Origin of the sequence: Kitasatospora sp. NPDC028055 (genome assembly GCF_040637885.1) — a bacterium.
Classification (GTDB): Bacteria; Actinomycetota; Actinomycetes; order Streptomycetales; family Streptomycetaceae; genus Kitasatospora.
On record NZ_JBEZXE010000025.1, the window covers coordinates 71,197 to 86,863 of the forward strand.

Below are 15,667 nucleotides of genomic sequence, written 5' to 3' on the forward strand. Positions count from 1 at the left end.
AAGGTACTTGCCGGTACTGCCGGTGGCCGGGGCCACCGGGTGGTGCGGTTGCGCCCGCCCCTCAGAGGGTGACCCGCACCCGCACCGCCGACGGCGAGCGCTGGCCCGGTTCGGCCGACAGGCAGGCCCGGGCGATCGCGTCGGCGTCGCCGAGGATCACCGAGTCGACCCCGGGCCGGATCCCGGCCGCGGTCGCCCAGTGCACCGTCTCGGTCGGCACCCCGAAGGCGTAGCGGTACGGGTGCACCCGGCCCGCCGCGTCGACCAGCCGGTACGGCCGCTCGGTGACCGTCAGCCCGCCGGTCTCGACGTGCCCGTCGGTGCCGGTGGGGATCAGGTACGGCCGGCAGGCCCGGCGCTCCAGCAGGTTGCGGACCAGCGGGTCCTCGGTGGTGCGGATGTCGACCTCGGGCAGCCGCGCCTCGATCAGCGCGGTCACCTCGACCTCCCCACCGGGAACGGACGTGGAGTCGACCGTGAACCCGGCCCCCGCCGGTGCGGGCGTGACCCGCATGCCGGGAGCGAGCATGGTCACCACGCCCGCCTCGACCAGGGCGATCAGCTCCTCGATCCGTCTGGGCGGCGGGCCGATCGAGACGTAGGCGTTGAGCGGCGTGTACCAGGCCTGCAGCTCGTCGCGGTAGGACTCGCCGGTGATCCCGGCGTGGTCGACCAGCAGCCGGACTTCGTTGCGCAGGTCCCGCATGACGTCCAGGGCCGCTTTCAGCGCCCCTCGGACGTTGCCGCGCCGGGCCTCCACCAGGTCCTGCCGCAGGTGGCCGAGCAGCCAGTCCTGGAACTCGACCCGGCTGAGGAACTTGCGCTCCCCGTACGGCCGGGCGATCGCGTCCCAGTCCCAGCGGTCGGCCGGCCCGAGGCCGAACCGGCCGAGCAGCTCCTCGTCGTCCGCGCCCGGCAGCCGGTCGCCGTACTCCCGCAGGAAGGCGTCGGCCTGCTCGCCGCCGAGCCGCTCGGAGATCAGCGCGTGGTAGTAGACCCCGGTGACCTCGCGGTCGACCAGCGGCCAGATGTGCCGGGTGAACTCGACCTCGGCGCCCTGCCGGCGCTGCTCGCGCAGCACGTTGATCCGTTCCATGGTGCGGGAGTTGGGCCAGTGGCGCCCGAAGGCGCCCTTCTGGTTCTCGCCGCGCGCGTGGTACGGGATGCCGCGCCGGGAGCCGGCGTACATCAACGGCTCCCGGCCGGACGGGCGGTAGCGCAGCCGCTCGCCCTCCCGGACGAAGGTGCCGCCGCGGCCGGTGGTCAGCAGCGTCAGGTAGTCGAAGAAGTTGAGCCCCAGTCCCCGCAGCGCGACCGGCTGGCCCGGGGCGACGAAGTCCAGGTCGGCCTCGGCCGGGTTGGTCGGCGGCAGGTAGCCGAGGCCCTGCGCCCGGGCGTAGCCGTCCAGGCCCAGTTCGCCCGCGCTCGGCGGCATGTCCAGGTGCCCCTGGGCCAGGACGACGCTGTCCAGCAGCAGTCCGCTGCCGTCGTCCAGGGTGACGATCTGCGAACCGTCCTCGGCCTCGGTCAGGCTCACCGCGGTGTTGCGGTGCAGCCGGATCGAGACGTGGTCGGGGGCCGTGCTGACCAGGCGGTCGAGCACCCAGACCAGGTAGTGGCCGTAGAAGGCCCGGGAGGGGTAGGAGTCCGGGCCGAGCTCCGCGGCCTCCTTGCTCACCCACTCCGGGTACTCGAGGGGCTCCAGCTCGATGTCCAGCTTCGCCCACTCGTACAGGCTCGGTCCCGGACGTATCGGGCCTTCGCAGGTGACGCTCGGGTCGGTGAACATGGTGACCTGCGAGGCCACCGTGTTCATCAGCAGTTCGGTCGGCTGCGTGACGTCCCAGACCCGGCCGCCGCTGCCGACGTACGGATCCACCACGTGGATCACGACCGGGTGGCCGCCCTCCGTCGCGTTGACGGTTAACCGTTCCACGACGGAGAGACCCCGGGGACCGGCGCCGATGACGCCGATCGCACGTGTCTGCTTCTCTCCTGACATAGCTCTTCCTGGTAGCCGTGAAGGAGTGGAGGTGGAGCCGGACTACTGCTGGGCGGCCTCGGCCGTCAGCGCCGTGGCGTGGCGGGTGCGCAGCTCGCGCTTGAGCACCTTGCCGGTGGGGCCGGTCGGGAAGTCGCCCTCCTGCTCGGCCACGAAGACCGCGGCCAGCTCGGCCAGTCCGGCCGCCGCCAGGGCCTTGTTCGCCGCGTCGAGGATGGTGGCCGGCTCGGTGCCGGCCGCGCCCTCCTGGAGCCGGACCACGGCGATCGGCTGCTGGCCGTCGCCGCGCGCGCCGGGCACGCCGATGACCGAACAGTCCATCACCAGGTCCTCGCAGTCGGCGATCAGCACCTCCTCCAGCGGGAGGCTGTAGACCGGGCCCGTGGCGGTGTTGATCACGTCGACCGTGCGGTCCAGGTGGTAGAACCGGCCGTCCTCGGTGCGGCGGGCGATGTCGCCGGTCAGCCAGTAGCCGGCCAGCTCGAAGCTGCGGGTCAGCTCCGGGTCGTTCCAGTAACCCGGGGTGCGGGACGGGGTCTTGACCGCGAGGTAGCCGACCGTGCCGTCCGGCACCTCGTTGCCGTCGTCGTCCAGGACGGCGGCGTGCTCGACCACCTCGACCGGCAGGCCGACGCAGCGGTCGTCGCGGGGCGTCTCCGGGGTGGTGACCTGGCCGAACAGCGCCATGCCCATCTCGGAGGAGCCCAGCCCGTCGACGAACCGGGAGCCGGGCAGCACCGCCTGGCCGGCGTCGCCCTCGGGGAGCAGCCAGGGCTGGATCAGGCCGGAGGGGCGCTCGCCGAGCCGCACCAGCCGGCGGATGTGGCCGTAGTGCGCCGAGTCGCCGGTGTTGAACCAGGTGTGCACCTTGGCGGCGGCCTCCACCGGCGCCTCGCCGGTGGCGAGTTCGACGAAGGTGCGGGCGAAGGAGGCGACCATGGTGGGCTGGAAGGCCTTCATCACCGGCTCCACCGCGGTGCGCCGCCAGTCGCCCATGGTCAGGGTGGGCAGGCCCAGCAGGATCGTGGTGAGCAGGTAGCTGAGACCGCCGGCGTGGGTGTGCGGCATCAGCGACAGCAGCCGGTCGTACGGCTCGGCCGGGAAGCGCACCATGCGCGTCTCCTTGCCGACCCAGAACTGGCGGTGGGCCACCATGGTGGACTTGGGGGTGCCGGTGGTGCCGGAGGAGTGGATCAGCCCCACCACGTCCTCGGCGGCGTGCCGGTACGGGTAGACGTCCGGGAGCGTGCCCGACTCGGGGTCGTGCGCGCGGATCTCCGCGGACGGCACGATGAACCGGGGCCGCGGCTGGCCGGGCTTGTAGGCCGCCGAGATCAGCCGCGGGTCGTCCGCGACCAGGCCGACCACGCCGACGTGGTCCAGGTAGCGCTTGGCCGTCGGGATCGGCATCGCGTCGTTGACCAGCGCCGGGACGGCACCGAGCGCGGTGAGCGCCAGGAAGTGCAGGATCGGCTGGAGGCCCTCGGCGATGTAGAGCGCGACCGGATCGCCGGGCCGCACGCCGTTCGCCCAGTACCAGCGGGCGTACTGGTCGCGGATGGCCTCCAGTTCGCGCAGGCTGTACCCGCGCAGCGCCACCTGCCCGCGCTCGTCCGTCCGGTGGCTGTAGACCAGCGGCACGTCGGTGTTCGGGTTGTACTTGAGGGCGTACTGCAGGAAGTTGCCGGCCCCCAGGTCGGGCTCGACCAGGAACTTCTGCCGCACCGAGAGCGGCGCGATGGGGCTGAGGTCACTCATGGGAGCTCCTGGTGCTCGGGACGGTTTCGGACACTGCGACGTGGGAGCGCCACCACTCGCGCCCCGCCTCGCCGAGGGTCTGGATCGGGTCGTAGTACTCGTACGACTTGGCGAGCGCGTACGGGTCGTCCTGTTCCAGTGAGGTGACGTAGTTCTTGGACCAGTACGAGATGCCGCGCTCACGGTCGTAGTGCTCGGTCTGGTGCACCCAGCGCTTGCCGACGAACGGCACGTCGCAGACCAGCCGGGGCGTGGCGAAGCCCGGCAGGTACCCCATGACCGCCTGCTGCAACGCCTGGGTCTCCCACAGGGCGAGGCGCCAGTGCTCGGCGTTCGGGATCATGTCGCAGAGGTAGAAGTAGTACGGCATCACCCCGGCGCCGTCGAGCAGCGCGAAGCACAGGTCGAGCAGCGACTCGGGGGTGTCGTTGACCCCGCGCAGCATGACGCCCTGGTTGCGCACGTCGCGCACGCCGAGGTCGAGCATGCTCCGGGCGGCCCGCGCGTTCAGCGGGGTCACCTGCTGCGCGGAGTTGGTGTGGGTGTGCACGGCCAGGCTGACGCCGCGCTCGCGCGCGGTGGCGGCCAGCCGGCCCATGGTGCGCTGGGCGTCGTCGCTGAGCCAGTGCTGCGGCAGGTCCATCAGCGCCTTGGAGGCGAGCCGGATGTCCCGGATGTGGTCCAGCTCCAGCAGCGCCGAGACGAAGGACTCCAGCCGGGGCCACGGCACGTTGGCCACGTCGCCGCCGGAGACCACCACGTCGCGGACGGTCGGCGTCCGGCGTAAGTAGTCCAGCATGGCGTCGTGGCGGTCGGCCTGCTTGACCGTGAACTTCAACTTGAGGATCTGCGGCGTGGAGTTGCCGACCAGGTCCATCCGGGTGCAGTGCCCGCAGTACTGGGGGCAGGTGGAGACCAACTCGGCCAGCACCTTGGTCGGGTAACGGTGGGTCAGACCCTCGACCACCCACATCTCCGCCTCGTGCAGCGAGTCCCGCGAGGCGTACGGGTGCGAGGGCCACTCGGGGTCCCGGTCGGAGAACACCGGGAGCATGTGCCGGCGCACCGGGTCGGCGTACATGCTCTCGGCGTCCGGCTCGGCGTGCGGCACCATCATGCTGAGCACGTACGGCGGCAGCAGCAGCGACATGGTCGCCCGCTCCGCCTGGTCGCGCTCCACGTCGAGGTAGAACTCCTCGGACAGCAGGTCACCGTAGACCGACCTGAGCTGGCGGACGTTCTTCACGCAGTGCACCCGCTGCCACTGCGGATCGTGCCACTCCTGCTCGGTCACCTCGCGCCAGCCGGGGATCCGCCGCCAGTCGGGCTCCACGAGGGCTCTGTACCGATATGAGTAAGGCTGTTGCAACACACTTCCCCCGCAACATCGGTGTAGTGGGAAAAACCGGCGCGGTCGTGACATGGGAACGAGCGGCCCGAAGCCGCCCGTCGGATAGCCCGTCAGGAAAGTGAGAAAAGTCGTCCGGAGCCGAGGAGATACGGCCCGCTCAGTCCCCCGTGTCACGGCACGGCTCGGTGCCTTGCCGGGATCGATCCTGCGCCGTCCGGGAGCGGCGATCAAGCACGATTCCCGAATCGATCCATCCGCCCACCAGATCGTTGCAGGTCAGCCGTTCTGCGCCGTTCCCCCCTCCGTGATCGACGGCACAGACTGTTCACATTCGCCCCGCTCCCCCGCTCCCGGGGAGCCCCCGACGGGCAGCGCACCAGCGGCCCCGGGTGGCCTACCCGTTCGGGTACCCCCGTGGTGCAGCCGGCCCGGGCGCACCATCGACGTGCCCGAACACGCCTGTTCCGCGCCGGCGGCGACCAGAAGACTCCAGCTGTCAGGTCAACGGCTGACCGCCGGATGCGGCGGGGCGGTGAGGAGAGGGCGGCATGGTGACTGCGGGCGGGGCCTGGTGGTCGGACGCGGGCGGCTACGTGCCCGAGGTACTGGCGGCACTGGCGGAGCACCCCGGCAAGGTGGTGCTGCGCTACCCGGGTACGGAGCTGACCGCGGAGGACTACCTGCGGGCCGTCACCGGCACCTACCGCACCCTGCGGGCCAACGGCGTCGGGCGCGGCACCGTGGTCGCCGTGCTCACCGCGCCCAACAGCCCGGACATGCTCGGCGTGCGGCACGCCGCCCACCTGGCCGGCGCCGCGGTCTGCTACCTGCGCTCCACCAACCCGGGCACCAGCACGGCGATGCTTCCGCTCACCGACCAGCTCGGCATCGTGCGGGACACCGGTGCGACCGTGCTGTACGCCGACCGGACCAGCGCGGCGCGGGCCGCCGAACTGGCCGAGCGGTCCGGGGCCGTGCTGGTCGGCCCCGGGCAGGACGGGTCCGCCGGGACGGCGCCCACCGACGACCCCGGGGCCGTCGCCCCGGAGCGCGGGGAGCCCGACGACCTGGCGGTCATCATGTTCACCAGCGGCAGCACCGGCCGCCCCAAGGGGATCCGCAAGTCGCTGCGGTCCTGGGAGGGCACCGTGCGGATCGCGGTCGACACCCCCGCGGAGGCCGCCGAGATCACCGCCCTGTACAGCACCCCGCTGAGCCACAGCGCCGGCCTCCTGGTCGACGGCGCCCTGGCGGTGGGCGGCAGCGTCGTGCTGCTGCCGGAGTTCGACGCGCCGCAGGTGGTGCGCGCCGTGATCGAGCACCGCGTCACCCGCACCTTCATGGCCACCACCCAGCTGTACCGGCTGCTCGACCACCTCGAGGACCTGGGGCACCGCGACGCCCGGTCGGCCGGACTGGCCGGCCTGCGGAGCCTGAGCTACAGCGGGACGTCGGCGGCGCCCAGCCGCCTCGCCGTCGCCCACGAGGTGTTCGGCCCGATCCTGCTGCAGCTCTACGGCACCACGGAGAGCGGCCGGATCAGCTACCTCGACCCGGCCGGGCACGCCGACGCCGGCCTGGCCGCCACGGTCGGCCGGGTCTTCCCCGAGGTCGAGCTGGAGGTGCGCGACCCGGACACCGGGGTGCCGCTGGCCGACGGCCAGGTCGGTGAGATCCGGATGCGCTCCCCGCAGCTCATGGACGGCTACCTCGACCCGGCCCTGGACGCCGGCGTGCTGCGCGACGGCTGGTACCGCACCGGCGACATCGGCTACCGCGACGACCGCGGCTACCTCCACCTGCTCGACCGGGTCTCCGACGTGGTCAAGGTCGACGGGGTCAAGATCTACCCGGCCGTGGTCGAGCGCGAGCTGCTGACCGTCCCCGGCGTCGCCCTCGCGGCCGTCTACGGGGTGCGCGACGCCGACGGCACCGAGCACCTCCACGCCGCCCTGACCTGCCGCCCCGGCACGCTCGTCGAACCCGAGGCGGTGCGCAAGCACATCAGCGCCAACCTCTCCCCGGCCCTGGCCCCCGAGCGGGTCCTGGTGCTCGACGAACTCCCCATGAACCCGACCGGCAAGCCCGACAAGGCGCGGCTGCGCGAGCACAGCGCCGCCACCGCCTGAGGCCCCGCGTCAACCCGAACTCCCGTACCGGTCAAGCCATTTCGCATTTCGTGTCGAACGAGAGGAACTCCCATGCCCCGGCACCTCGACTACTTCACCGAGCAGCTCACCGAGGAGCAGCGCCGTACCCGCACCTTCCTGGAGATCGGCCGCCGCGCCGGCAGCTTCCCCAGCGCGATCGCCCGCACCGCCGACGAGGACAACGAGATCACCGTCTGGTGCAGCAACGACTACCTCGGGATGGGGCAGCACCCCTCCGTCCTGGCCGCCGTCCACGACGCCGTGGCCCGGTTCGGCGCCGGCTCCGGCGGCTCCCGCAACATCGGCGGCACCAACCACCGCCACGTGGAGCTGGAGCGCGAACTCGCGGACTGGCACCGCAAGGACGCCGCACTGCTCTTCGCCTCCGGCTACACCGCCAACGACGGCGCGCTCGCGGTGATCGCGGGCAACCCCAAGGGCACCGTGGTCTTCTCCGACGAGCTGAACCACGCGTCGATGATCGACGGCCTGCGGCGCAGCGGCGCCCAGAAGCGCATCTTCCGCCACAACGACGTCGCGCACCTGGCCGAACTCCTCGCGGCGACCGACCCGGAGGCGCCCAAGCTGATCGTGCTGGAGTCGGTGTACTCCATGTCCGGTGACGTGGCGCCGCTCGCCGAGATCGCCGACCTGGCCGAGCAGTACGGCGCGACCACCTTCCTCGACGAGGTGCACGCCATCGGCATGTACGGCCCCGAGGGCGCGGGCATCGCCGCCCGCGAGGGCATCGCCCACCGGTTCGACGTCATCATGGGCACCCTCGCCAAGGGCCTCGGCACCGCCGGCGGTTACATCGCCGGGCCGCAGGACCTGGTCGACGCGGTGCGCACCATGTCGCGGGCGTTCGTCTTCACCACCTCACTGCCGCCCGCGACCGCGGCCGGCGCCCTGGCCGCCGTGCGCCACCTGCGCGGCTCCGACGCCGAGCGGGAGAGCCTGGCCCGCAACGCCCAGCTGCTGCACCGGCTGCTCCAGGAGGCCGACGTGCCGTTCCTGTCGACCGACTCGCACATCGTCTCGGCGCTGGTCGGCGACGACGCCCTGTGCAAGGAGGCCTCGGCGCTCCTCCTGGACCGGCACAAGCTGTACGTCCAGGCCATCAACGCCCCCAGCGTCCGCGCCGGCGAGGAACTGCTGCGGATCGCCCCGTCGGCGACCCACACGGAGGCCGACGTGGAGAAGTTCGCCCAGGCCCTGGCGGGCATCTGGCAGGAGCTGGGGATCGCCACCGCGTCCGACCGCGCGGCCGGGCACACCACCGCGAAGGAGCTTGTGTGACTCGCTCCCTGGCTGCCGTGCTCGCCGATACGGCGGCACGGCGGCCGGACCGTCCGGCCCTGGTCCAGGACGACACCGTCGTCACCTACCGGCAGCTGTGGGACCGGGCCCGCCACTACGCCGCGGTGCTGCGCCACCACGGCGTCGGCCCGGGCGACCGGGTGGTCCTGATGCTGCCCAACTCCCCCCGCTTCCCGGCCGCGTACTTCGGGGTCCTCGCCCTGGGCGCGGTCGTGGTGCCGATGAACGCGCAGTCCCGCACCGCCGAGGTGGAGTTCGTGCTCAAGGACTGCGACGCGCGCGCCCTGGTCTGCGAGGGCACCGTCGTCGGACAGGGCGGGCCGGCGGCCGCGGCCGCCGGGATCGAGCTGTTCACCGTGGCGGACGAGCGCTCCGGCGGGATCGACCTGGACGCCCCCCACCCCGGGCGGCCGGTCACCGAGTTCGTGGCGGTCGCCCCGGAGGACCTGGCGGCGATCCTCTACACCTCGGGCACCACCGGCCGCCCCAAGGGCGCGATGCTCACCCACCGCAACGTCGTCACCAACATCGAGGTGACCGCCGTCTCCCCCTTCGCGGTCCGGGACGACGACGTGCTCTACGGGTGCCTGCCGCTGTCGCACACCTTCGGGCAGGTCTGCGTCATGGGCACCTGCTTCCTGGCCGGCGCCACCCTCGTCCTGGCGCCCCGGTTCGCCGCCGAGCAGGCCCTCCAGGAGATGGCGCGCCACGGCTGCACCGTCTTCATGGGCGTGCCGACCATGTACCACGCGCTGCTGGAGGCGGTGGCCGCGGGCGCGCCCGCGCACCGGCTGCGGCGCGCCTACAGCGGCGGATCCGCCCTGGCGGTCGCGGTCCTGACGCAGGTCCGGGAGGTCCTCGGCTGCGAGGTGTACGAGGGGTACGGCCTGACCGAGACCTCGCCCTGCGTCTCGTACAACCACCCGGGGACGCCGCCGCGGCCCGGCACCGTCGGGCTGCCGGTCACCGGTGTGGAGGTGGCCGTCGCCCGCGCCGACCTGGAGGGCCGGGTGGAGCTGCTGCCCGTGGGCGAGGTGGGCGAGGTCGTCGTCCGAGGCCACAACGTGATGGCCGGGTACCTCGGCCTGCCGAAGGCCACCGCCGAGGTGCTGGTGGACGGCTGGTTCCGGTCCGGGGACCTCGGGCGCCTGGCGCCGGACGGCTACCTCACGCTGGTGGACCGGAAGAAGGACGTGATCATCCAGGGCGGCTACAACGTCTACCCGCGCGAGGTCGAGGAAGTGCTGCTGCGCCACCCGGGCGTCGAGCAGATCGCGGTGGTGGGCGTCCCGGATCCGGCCCGCGGCGAGCAGGTCTGCGCCGTCGTGGTGCGCCGGGACGGCTTCGGCACGGACGCCGAACTCGTCGAGGGACTGGACGAGTTGGCCCGCCGGGAGTTGACCGGCTACAAGCGGCCGCGCCGGGTGGAGTTCGTCGAGCGGCTGCCGCTCGGCCCCAGCGGCAAGGTCCTCAAGCGCGAGCTGGTCACGCTGCTGCCGGCTTCGCCAGCAGGCCGAGTTCCATCGCCCTGACCACGGCGAGGGTGCGGTTGGGGCTGTTGAGCTTGGCGAGGATGTTCCCCATCAGCCGCTTGACGCCGTTCTCGGAGATGCCCAGGGAGCGGGCGGCCTGCTTGTTGCTGAGGCCGCCCGCGACCAGTTCCAGTACCTGGGTCTCCCGCGCCGTCAGCGCGACGGCGGGGCCGGGGTCGGCGGGCACCAGCAGGCGCCGCGCCAGGCTCGCCGACACGTGGAAGCGCCCGGCGGACACGTCCGAGACCGCCTCCCGCAGCAGGCTGAGGTGCAGGGCCGACCGGTCCACGAAGCCGTGCACGTGCGGGGCCCAGGCCGGGGTCATCCGCTCCTCCGGGCCGACCAGGACCACCAGGCGCACGTCGTGGTCGCGCAGCCGCCGGGCCGGCGCCGCGTCCGGGGCCTCCGCCAGTTCGGCGGCGGAGGTGAGCAGCAGGTCCGGCGAGAGCTTCGGGGCCGCCGCCGCGGCGTCGGCGACGGTCGGGTAGCTGAAGATGCTCGCGATCGACTCCAGGGAGTGCAGCATCCCTTCGAGCCCGTAGCGGTGGATGTCCTTGCGGACCGCCAGGGCCACGGTGAGGCCCGGCGAGGACCGGGAAACATGGGAGAACCGGGAGGACTGGAAGGGCTGGGAGGACTGGGACGTCGGAAGGGACATGATCTCCTTCTCCTGTACGAGGGTGGGGTCCTCGGGTCGTGCGAGGGTGGCCGCCCCGGCCGGGGCGGCCACCCTGCTGCTCCGGTCGGCGGCGGTCAGTCGGTCAGGACCGGCTCACCCTCGGGCCGGGGAACGGCCGTCGGGGCGTTCTGCGGGGCGACGGCCGCGGGGGCCTGCTGCCGCACCAGCCACAGGCCGGTGAACACGGCGCTCACCAGGGTGACGACCCCGGCGGTGAGGAACGCGGTGTTCAGGCCGCTGCTGTAGGAGGCGCCGTGCTCCTGGCGCGTGCGCACGATGGCGCCGAGCACCGCGACCCCGAAGACCGCGCCGATCTGGCGGGTGGTGCTGCTGATCCCCGAGGCGAGGCCGCCCTCCTGGGCGCTGACCGAGGAGATGGCCGCCCCGGTCAGCGGGGACATGGTGAGGCCGAAGCCGACCCCGGTGACGGCCAGGCGCCACCACACGTTCAGGTACGGCGTGTCGGTGTGCACGGCGGCCATCGTCACCAGCCCGGCCCCGGCCAGCACCAGGCCCACGGTGACGACGCTGCGGAAGCCGAACCGCGCGGCGATCCGGGCGGCGTACGGGCTGCACACCACCATCGCGAGCGTGCACGGCAGCGTCTCCATCGCCGAGCGCAGCACCGAATGCCCCTGGACGGTGGCGAAGAACTGGGTGAAGAAGAAACCCGAGCCCATCAGGCCGAAGCCGACCACGATCATCGCCGCGTTGGAGACGGTGAACAGCCGGTGCCGGAACAGGCGCAGCGGCAGCATCGGCCGGGCCGACCGGGCCTCGACGACCAGGAACAGCACCAGCAGGACGACCGTCGCGGCGAAGCAGGACAGGATCAGCGGCGCCGTCCAGCCCTTGTCACCGGCCTCGGTGAGTCCGAAGGCCAGCGTGCCGACGACCAGGAGCGCCAGCACCTGGCCGGGCACGTCGAGCGGGGGCGCCTCGGGGTTGCGCTGGTCCGGCAGGATGCGCGCACCGACGAGGAGCGTCACCACGCCGATCGGGATGTTGATCAGGAAGATGGCCCGCCAGTCGAAGGCCTGGACCAGCAGGCCGCCGGCCGCGGGCCCGACCGCGAGGCCGATGCCGCTGAACGTGGCCCACTGGCCGATCGCCTTCACCCGGTCCCCGGGTACGGGGTAGCCGGAGGCGAGCAGCGCGAGGCTGGCGGGGCTGAGCGCGGCGGCCCCGATGCCCTGGAGGATGCGGGCGGCCAGCAGCCAGCCGACCGAGGCGGACAGGCTGCACGCCAGCGAGGCGAGCGTGAACACCGCCATGCCGCCCAGGAAGATGCGCTTGCCGCCGAAGCGGTCCGCGAAGACGCCGCCGGCCAGCAGCAGCATCGCCACCGCGAGCACGTAGGCGTTCACGATCCACTGCAGCCCGGTCAGGGTCGTGTCCAGGCGCTTCTGCATGTCCGGCAGCGCCGCGCTGGTGATGGTGTTGTTGAGGAGGACCATGAACTGCCCGATGCAGGTCACGGCGAGCAGGGCGACCCTGTTGTGGGGACGGATCCCGTCGGACACAGGGGTGGCTCCTTGTCGAGAGTCGGGGTAAGGGGACGCGGGGAAGAAAGGGTCGAGGGCGGACGGGTGGTCAGGTGCTCGGCCGGTCGGGGTGTGCGGAGGTTCGGGGCGGGCGGACTCGGGTCAGTCCGCGCCGTACATCGACTCGATGGCGTCCGCGTGCAGCTCGGCGATCGCCGTCCGGCGCAGGCTGAGCTTCGGCGTCAGTTCGCCGCTCTCCGGCGTCCACGGGCCGGGCAGCAGGCGGTACTTCTTGATCTGTTCGACCCGGGCGAGGACGGCGTTGGCCTCGGCGACGGCCTGGTCGAGGGCGGCCCGGACGGCCGGGTGGCGGGCCGGGTCGGTCAGCCCCGCCGGGTCGACCCCGTTGGCCCGTGCCCAGGTGGGCAGCGCGTCCTCGTCCAGGACGAGCAGCGCGGTGACGTACCGTCGGCGGTCGCCGATGGCGGCGGCCTGGCCGATCAACGGGTGGGCGCGCAGCAGGGATTCCAGTCTCGTCGGGGCGATGTTCTTGCCACCGGCGGTGATGATCAGCTCCTTCTTCCGGTCGGTGATGGTGACCAGGCCGCGGTCGTCCACGGCGCCGACGTCACCCGTGGGCAGCCAGCCCTCGGCGTCGGTGGCGGGGTCGAGGCCGCCGTCGGCGCGCAGGTAGCCTGCGCACACCACGGGGCCGCGCAGGAACAGCTCGCCGTCGGTGCCGGTCCGGACCTCGATACCGGGCCCCGGACGGCCGACCGCGCCCAGCGCGAAGACCTCCGGCGTGCTGACGGTGGCGGCTCCGGTGGTTTCGCTGAGCCCCCACACCTCGTACACGGACAGCCCGAGACCGGCCAGGAACTCCAGCACGGCAGTGGGAATGGGCGCCGCGCCGCTCAGGGCGCGGTGACAGTCGTCGAGCCCGATGGCGGCTCGGATCGGCTGCAGCACGACATCGTCCAACTTTTCATACTGGGAAGCAAGTTCGTACGGCACCGGCTGCCCGGCCGACCGCAGCCGGTACACCTCGGCGGCGGTCTCCCGCGCCTCGTCGACCGCCGCGGCCTCCTCGGGCGGCAGCTCCGCGAGCCGGGCGCGCGCCGCGACCGCCAGCTTCTCCCACACCCGCGGCACCCCGAAGAGCGCGTGCGGGCGCACCACCCGCAGCGCGGACGCCAGCTGCGCCGGGTCGTCGCAGATGGTGACGTGGCCCGCGTTGCAGATCGGCATGTAGATGCCCAGCACCCGCTCGGCGATGTGCGCCAGCGGCAGGTGGGCGATGGTGCGCGGGTGCGCGGGCACCGGGACGAGACGGTCCTGCATCATCGACTCGTGGATGACGTTGCGGTGCGAGAGCACCACGCCCTTGGGGTCGCCGGTGGTGCCCGAGGTGTAGACGACGGTCAGCGGCGTGTCGGGCGTCGCGGCGTCGGTCAGCTCGTCGAAGGCGCGCTCGTCGGGCAGTTCGCGGGTCAGCTCGGCGTAGGTGACGTAGCGCGGGTCACCCGCGGGGGCCTCGGCCGGCTCCACCAGCACGACCGCGCGCAGATCCGGCATCTCCGTCAGCACCGGCTGCCAGCGCCGCAGTTGCGCCGCGTCCTCCAGCACCACGACCGTGGCGGCGCTGTGCCGGGCCACGAAGCGCAGCTGCTCGGTGCTCAGCGTGTCGTAGGGGGTGCAGGCCAGCGCGCCGAGGTGGACGGCGGCCAGGTCGGCGACCCAGTGCTCGGGCCGCTTGGACATCCCGATCAGCACCCGCTCGCCGCGGCACAGGCCGAGCCCGGCCAGGCCGTGGGCGAGCGCGGCGGTCTCGGCGCGCAGCCGCGACCAGGTCCAGGTGGTGGCGTCGGGGCCGGGGCCGCTGGTGAGCGCGGGGCGGCCGGGGTGGGCGCGGGCGTTGCGGCGCAGCAGCCGGGTGACCGTCAGGTCCCCGGTGTCCAGGGACGGTTGGGGCGGGGTGGCCGATGCCACGGCGGGCTCCTTCGGTTGCGAGGGTCGTTCCGGCTTCACTCGGCGCCGCCGCGGCCGCGCGGGCGCACCACCAGGGGGAGGCTGCGCGGGTACGGCAGGGAGCTCGTCGCCATCCGGATCCGGGCGCCCGGCGCGATGCGCAGCTGCCAGCGGGTGGCGAGGGTGGCCAGGGCGACGGTCATCGTGGTGGCGGCGAGGTGCTCCCCGATGCAGCGGTGCGCTCCGACGCCCCAGGGGACGTAGGCGCCGGGCGGCGGGGCCTGGTCGGGGTCGGCCGCGGCGCGCTCCGGGTCGAACCGGTGCGGGTCCGGGTAGACGGCCGGATTCCGGTGCACGGCGCGCGGGCTGTAGCCGACCTCCGCGCCGGCCGGGACGAGGGTCCCGGCGAGGACGACGTCGTGCCGGGCGCGCCGGGTGGACAGCATCGGCGCGTGCAGCCGCAGCGTCTCGTCCACGACCTTCCGGGTGTACGAGAGCTCCCTGACCCGGTCGTAGCCGAGCGGCTGCCCGTCCAGGACGCGGACGGCCTCGTCGTACAGCCGCTGCTGCACCTCGGGCCGGACGGCCGTCTCGAAGACGGCCCAGGTCAGCGTGGTGCTGGTGGTCTCCAGCCCGGCGAAGACCAGGATCAGGGCCTCGCCGCGGATCTCGTGGTCGGTGAAGGGGCGGCCGGTGTCCGGGTGGGTCGCCTTCAGCAGGATGTCGAGCACGTCCGGTACGGAGCCGGGGTTGGCCCGCCGGTCCCGGATCAGCGCGTCGATGACGGCGTGGAAGCGGCCCATGGCGGCCTCGAAGCGCCGGTTGGCGGGGGTGGGCAGGGTCGTCAGGGCCTCGGGGAAGACGGTCCCGGCGAGCAGCTTGCCGGAGATCAGGCTGAGGGTGTGCCGGATGTCGCGCACCACGGCCGGGGCCAACTCCGCGCCGAACAGGGAGCGCAGCACCACGGCGGCGACGAAGTCGGAGATCTCCTCGTCCGCCCGTACCGGTGTTCCGGGCCGCCAGGCGCCGAAGCGCCGCTGCGCCTCCTCGACGATGGCCCGGGTGTGGTCGCGCACGCTGGTGCGGCTGAAGGCCGGCTGGAGGGTGCGCCGCTGGTGCCGGTGGTGCGCGCCGTCGGAGGCGATCGGCGGGTTCCCGAAGTGCCCGGCCAGGACGTCGAAGAAGCGGCCGCGTTCGAAGGCGTCGGTGTCGACCTGGATGCGGTGCACCAGGGCCGGGTCGTTGGCCAGGTACAGGCCGACGGGCCCGAAGCCGACCCGCACCAGCGGGTCCTCGGTCCTGGTGGACTCGAAGAAGGACAGCGGTCGGCGCAGCAGTGCGGGCACGTGGCCCAGGACGGGAACCCGCCCGGGGGCCGGCGGGCAGGGGGCGGTGGTGGTCGCTGACATGGCGCTACGGGCTC

10 protein-coding genes are annotated in these 15,667 nt (G+C 73.0%); 3 read left to right on the forward strand and 7 right to left on the reverse strand.

From position 1 onward, the window contains the following. Nucleotides 1-61 precede the first annotated feature (61 nt). Genes AB0F71_RS23680 through AB0F71_RS23690 form a run of 3 tightly spaced genes read right to left on the reverse strand, consistent with a single transcriptional unit; the run spans nt 62 to nt 5,093 of the window. The gene (locus tag AB0F71_RS23680) at nt 62-2,002 is read right to left on the reverse strand and encodes an FAD/NAD(P)-binding protein (protein WP_360237729.1); all 1,941 of its coding nucleotides are present in this window, start codon (nt 2,000-2,002) and stop codon (nt 62-64) included. A 42-nt stretch (nt 2,003-2,044) separates the two neighbouring features. Further along, a complete protein-coding gene (locus AB0F71_RS23685) occupies nt 2,045-3,760 on the reverse strand; it encodes a class I adenylate-forming enzyme family protein (RefSeq protein ID WP_360237731.1) in 1,716 nt (571 codons plus the stop codon). Then, nucleotides 3,753-5,093, reverse strand: a complete 1,341-nt coding sequence (locus tag AB0F71_RS23690; protein WP_360237733.1) for a lysine 2,3-aminomutase — start codon at nt 5,091-5,093, stop codon at nt 3,753-3,755. The genes AB0F71_RS23685 and AB0F71_RS23690 overlap by 8 nt, the downstream gene beginning before the upstream one ends. Nucleotides 5,094-5,659: 566 nt before the next feature. Here AB0F71_RS23690 and AB0F71_RS23695 point away from each other — a divergent pair. The 3 genes from AB0F71_RS23695 (at nt 5,660) to AB0F71_RS23705 (ending at nt 10,113) form a co-directional block, all read left to right on the forward strand. Continuing rightward, complete coding sequence (locus AB0F71_RS23695; RefSeq protein ID WP_360237735.1) at nt 5,660-7,240, forward strand: fatty acid--CoA ligase family protein; 1,581 nt, start codon at nt 5,660-5,662, stop codon at nt 7,238-7,240. Between the two features lie 72 nt (nt 7,241-7,312). Next, on the forward strand, nt 7,313-8,560 hold the full coding sequence (gene hemA / locus AB0F71_RS23700) for a 5-aminolevulinate synthase (protein ID WP_360237737.1): 1,248 nt from the start codon (nt 7,313-7,315) through the stop codon (nt 8,558-8,560). Next, nucleotides 8,557-10,113, forward strand: coding sequence for a long-chain fatty acid--CoA ligase (locus AB0F71_RS23705; protein ID WP_360237739.1), 1,557 nt, complete (start codon nt 8,557-8,559; stop codon nt 10,111-10,113). The genes hemA and AB0F71_RS23705 overlap by 4 nt, the downstream gene beginning before the upstream one ends. Here AB0F71_RS23705 and AB0F71_RS23710 read toward each other — a convergent pair. The 4 genes from AB0F71_RS23710 to AB0F71_RS23725 all read right to left on the reverse strand — a co-directional run bounded on the left by AB0F71_RS23710 (nt 10,067) and on the right by AB0F71_RS23725 (nt 15,653). Then, nucleotides 10,067-10,771, reverse strand: a complete 705-nt coding sequence (locus tag AB0F71_RS23710; RefSeq protein ID WP_360237741.1) for a response regulator transcription factor — start codon at nt 10,769-10,771, stop codon at nt 10,067-10,069. The genes AB0F71_RS23705 and AB0F71_RS23710 overlap by 47 nt on opposite strands. A 95-nt stretch (nt 10,772-10,866) precedes the next feature. Further along, on the reverse strand, nt 10,867-12,315 hold the full coding sequence (locus AB0F71_RS23715; RefSeq protein ID WP_360237743.1) for an MFS transporter: 1,449 nt from the start codon (nt 12,313-12,315) through the stop codon (nt 10,867-10,869). Between the two features lie 123 nt (nt 12,316-12,438). After that, nucleotides 12,439-14,265, reverse strand: coding sequence for an AMP-dependent synthetase/ligase (locus AB0F71_RS23720; protein ID WP_360237745.1), 1,827 nt, complete (start codon nt 14,263-14,265; stop codon nt 12,439-12,441). Between the two features lie 35 nt (nt 14,266-14,300). Continuing rightward, nucleotides 14,301-15,653 carry a cytochrome P450 gene (locus AB0F71_RS23725; protein ID WP_360237747.1) on the reverse strand — a complete coding sequence of 451 codons (1,353 nt, stop codon included), beginning with the start codon at nt 15,651-15,653 and terminating at the stop codon, nt 14,301-14,303. Between the last annotated feature and the right edge of the window lie 14 nt (nt 15,654-15,667).

Coding starts and splice junctions, on each gene's coding strand:
- AB0F71_RS23695 (WP_360237735.1), top strand. CDS start 5,660: ATGGTGACTGCGGGCGGGGCCTGGTGGTCGGACGCGGGCGGCTACGTG.
- AB0F71_RS23680 (WP_360237729.1), bottom strand. CDS start 2,002: ATGTCAGGAGAGAAGCAGACACGTGCGATCGGCGTCATCGGCGCCGGT.
- AB0F71_RS23725 (WP_360237747.1), bottom strand. CDS start 15,653: ATGTCAGCGACCACCACCGCCCCCTGCCCGCCGGCCCCCGGGCGGGTT.
- AB0F71_RS23685 (WP_360237731.1), bottom strand. CDS start 3,760: ATGAGTGACCTCAGCCCCATCGCGCCGCTCTCGGTGCGGCAGAAGTTC.
- hemA (WP_360237737.1), top strand. CDS start 7,313: ATGCCCCGGCACCTCGACTACTTCACCGAGCAGCTCACCGAGGAGCAG.
- AB0F71_RS23710 (WP_360237741.1), bottom strand. CDS start 10,771: ATGTCCCTTCCGACGTCCCAGTCCTCCCAGCCCTTCCAGTCCTCCCGG.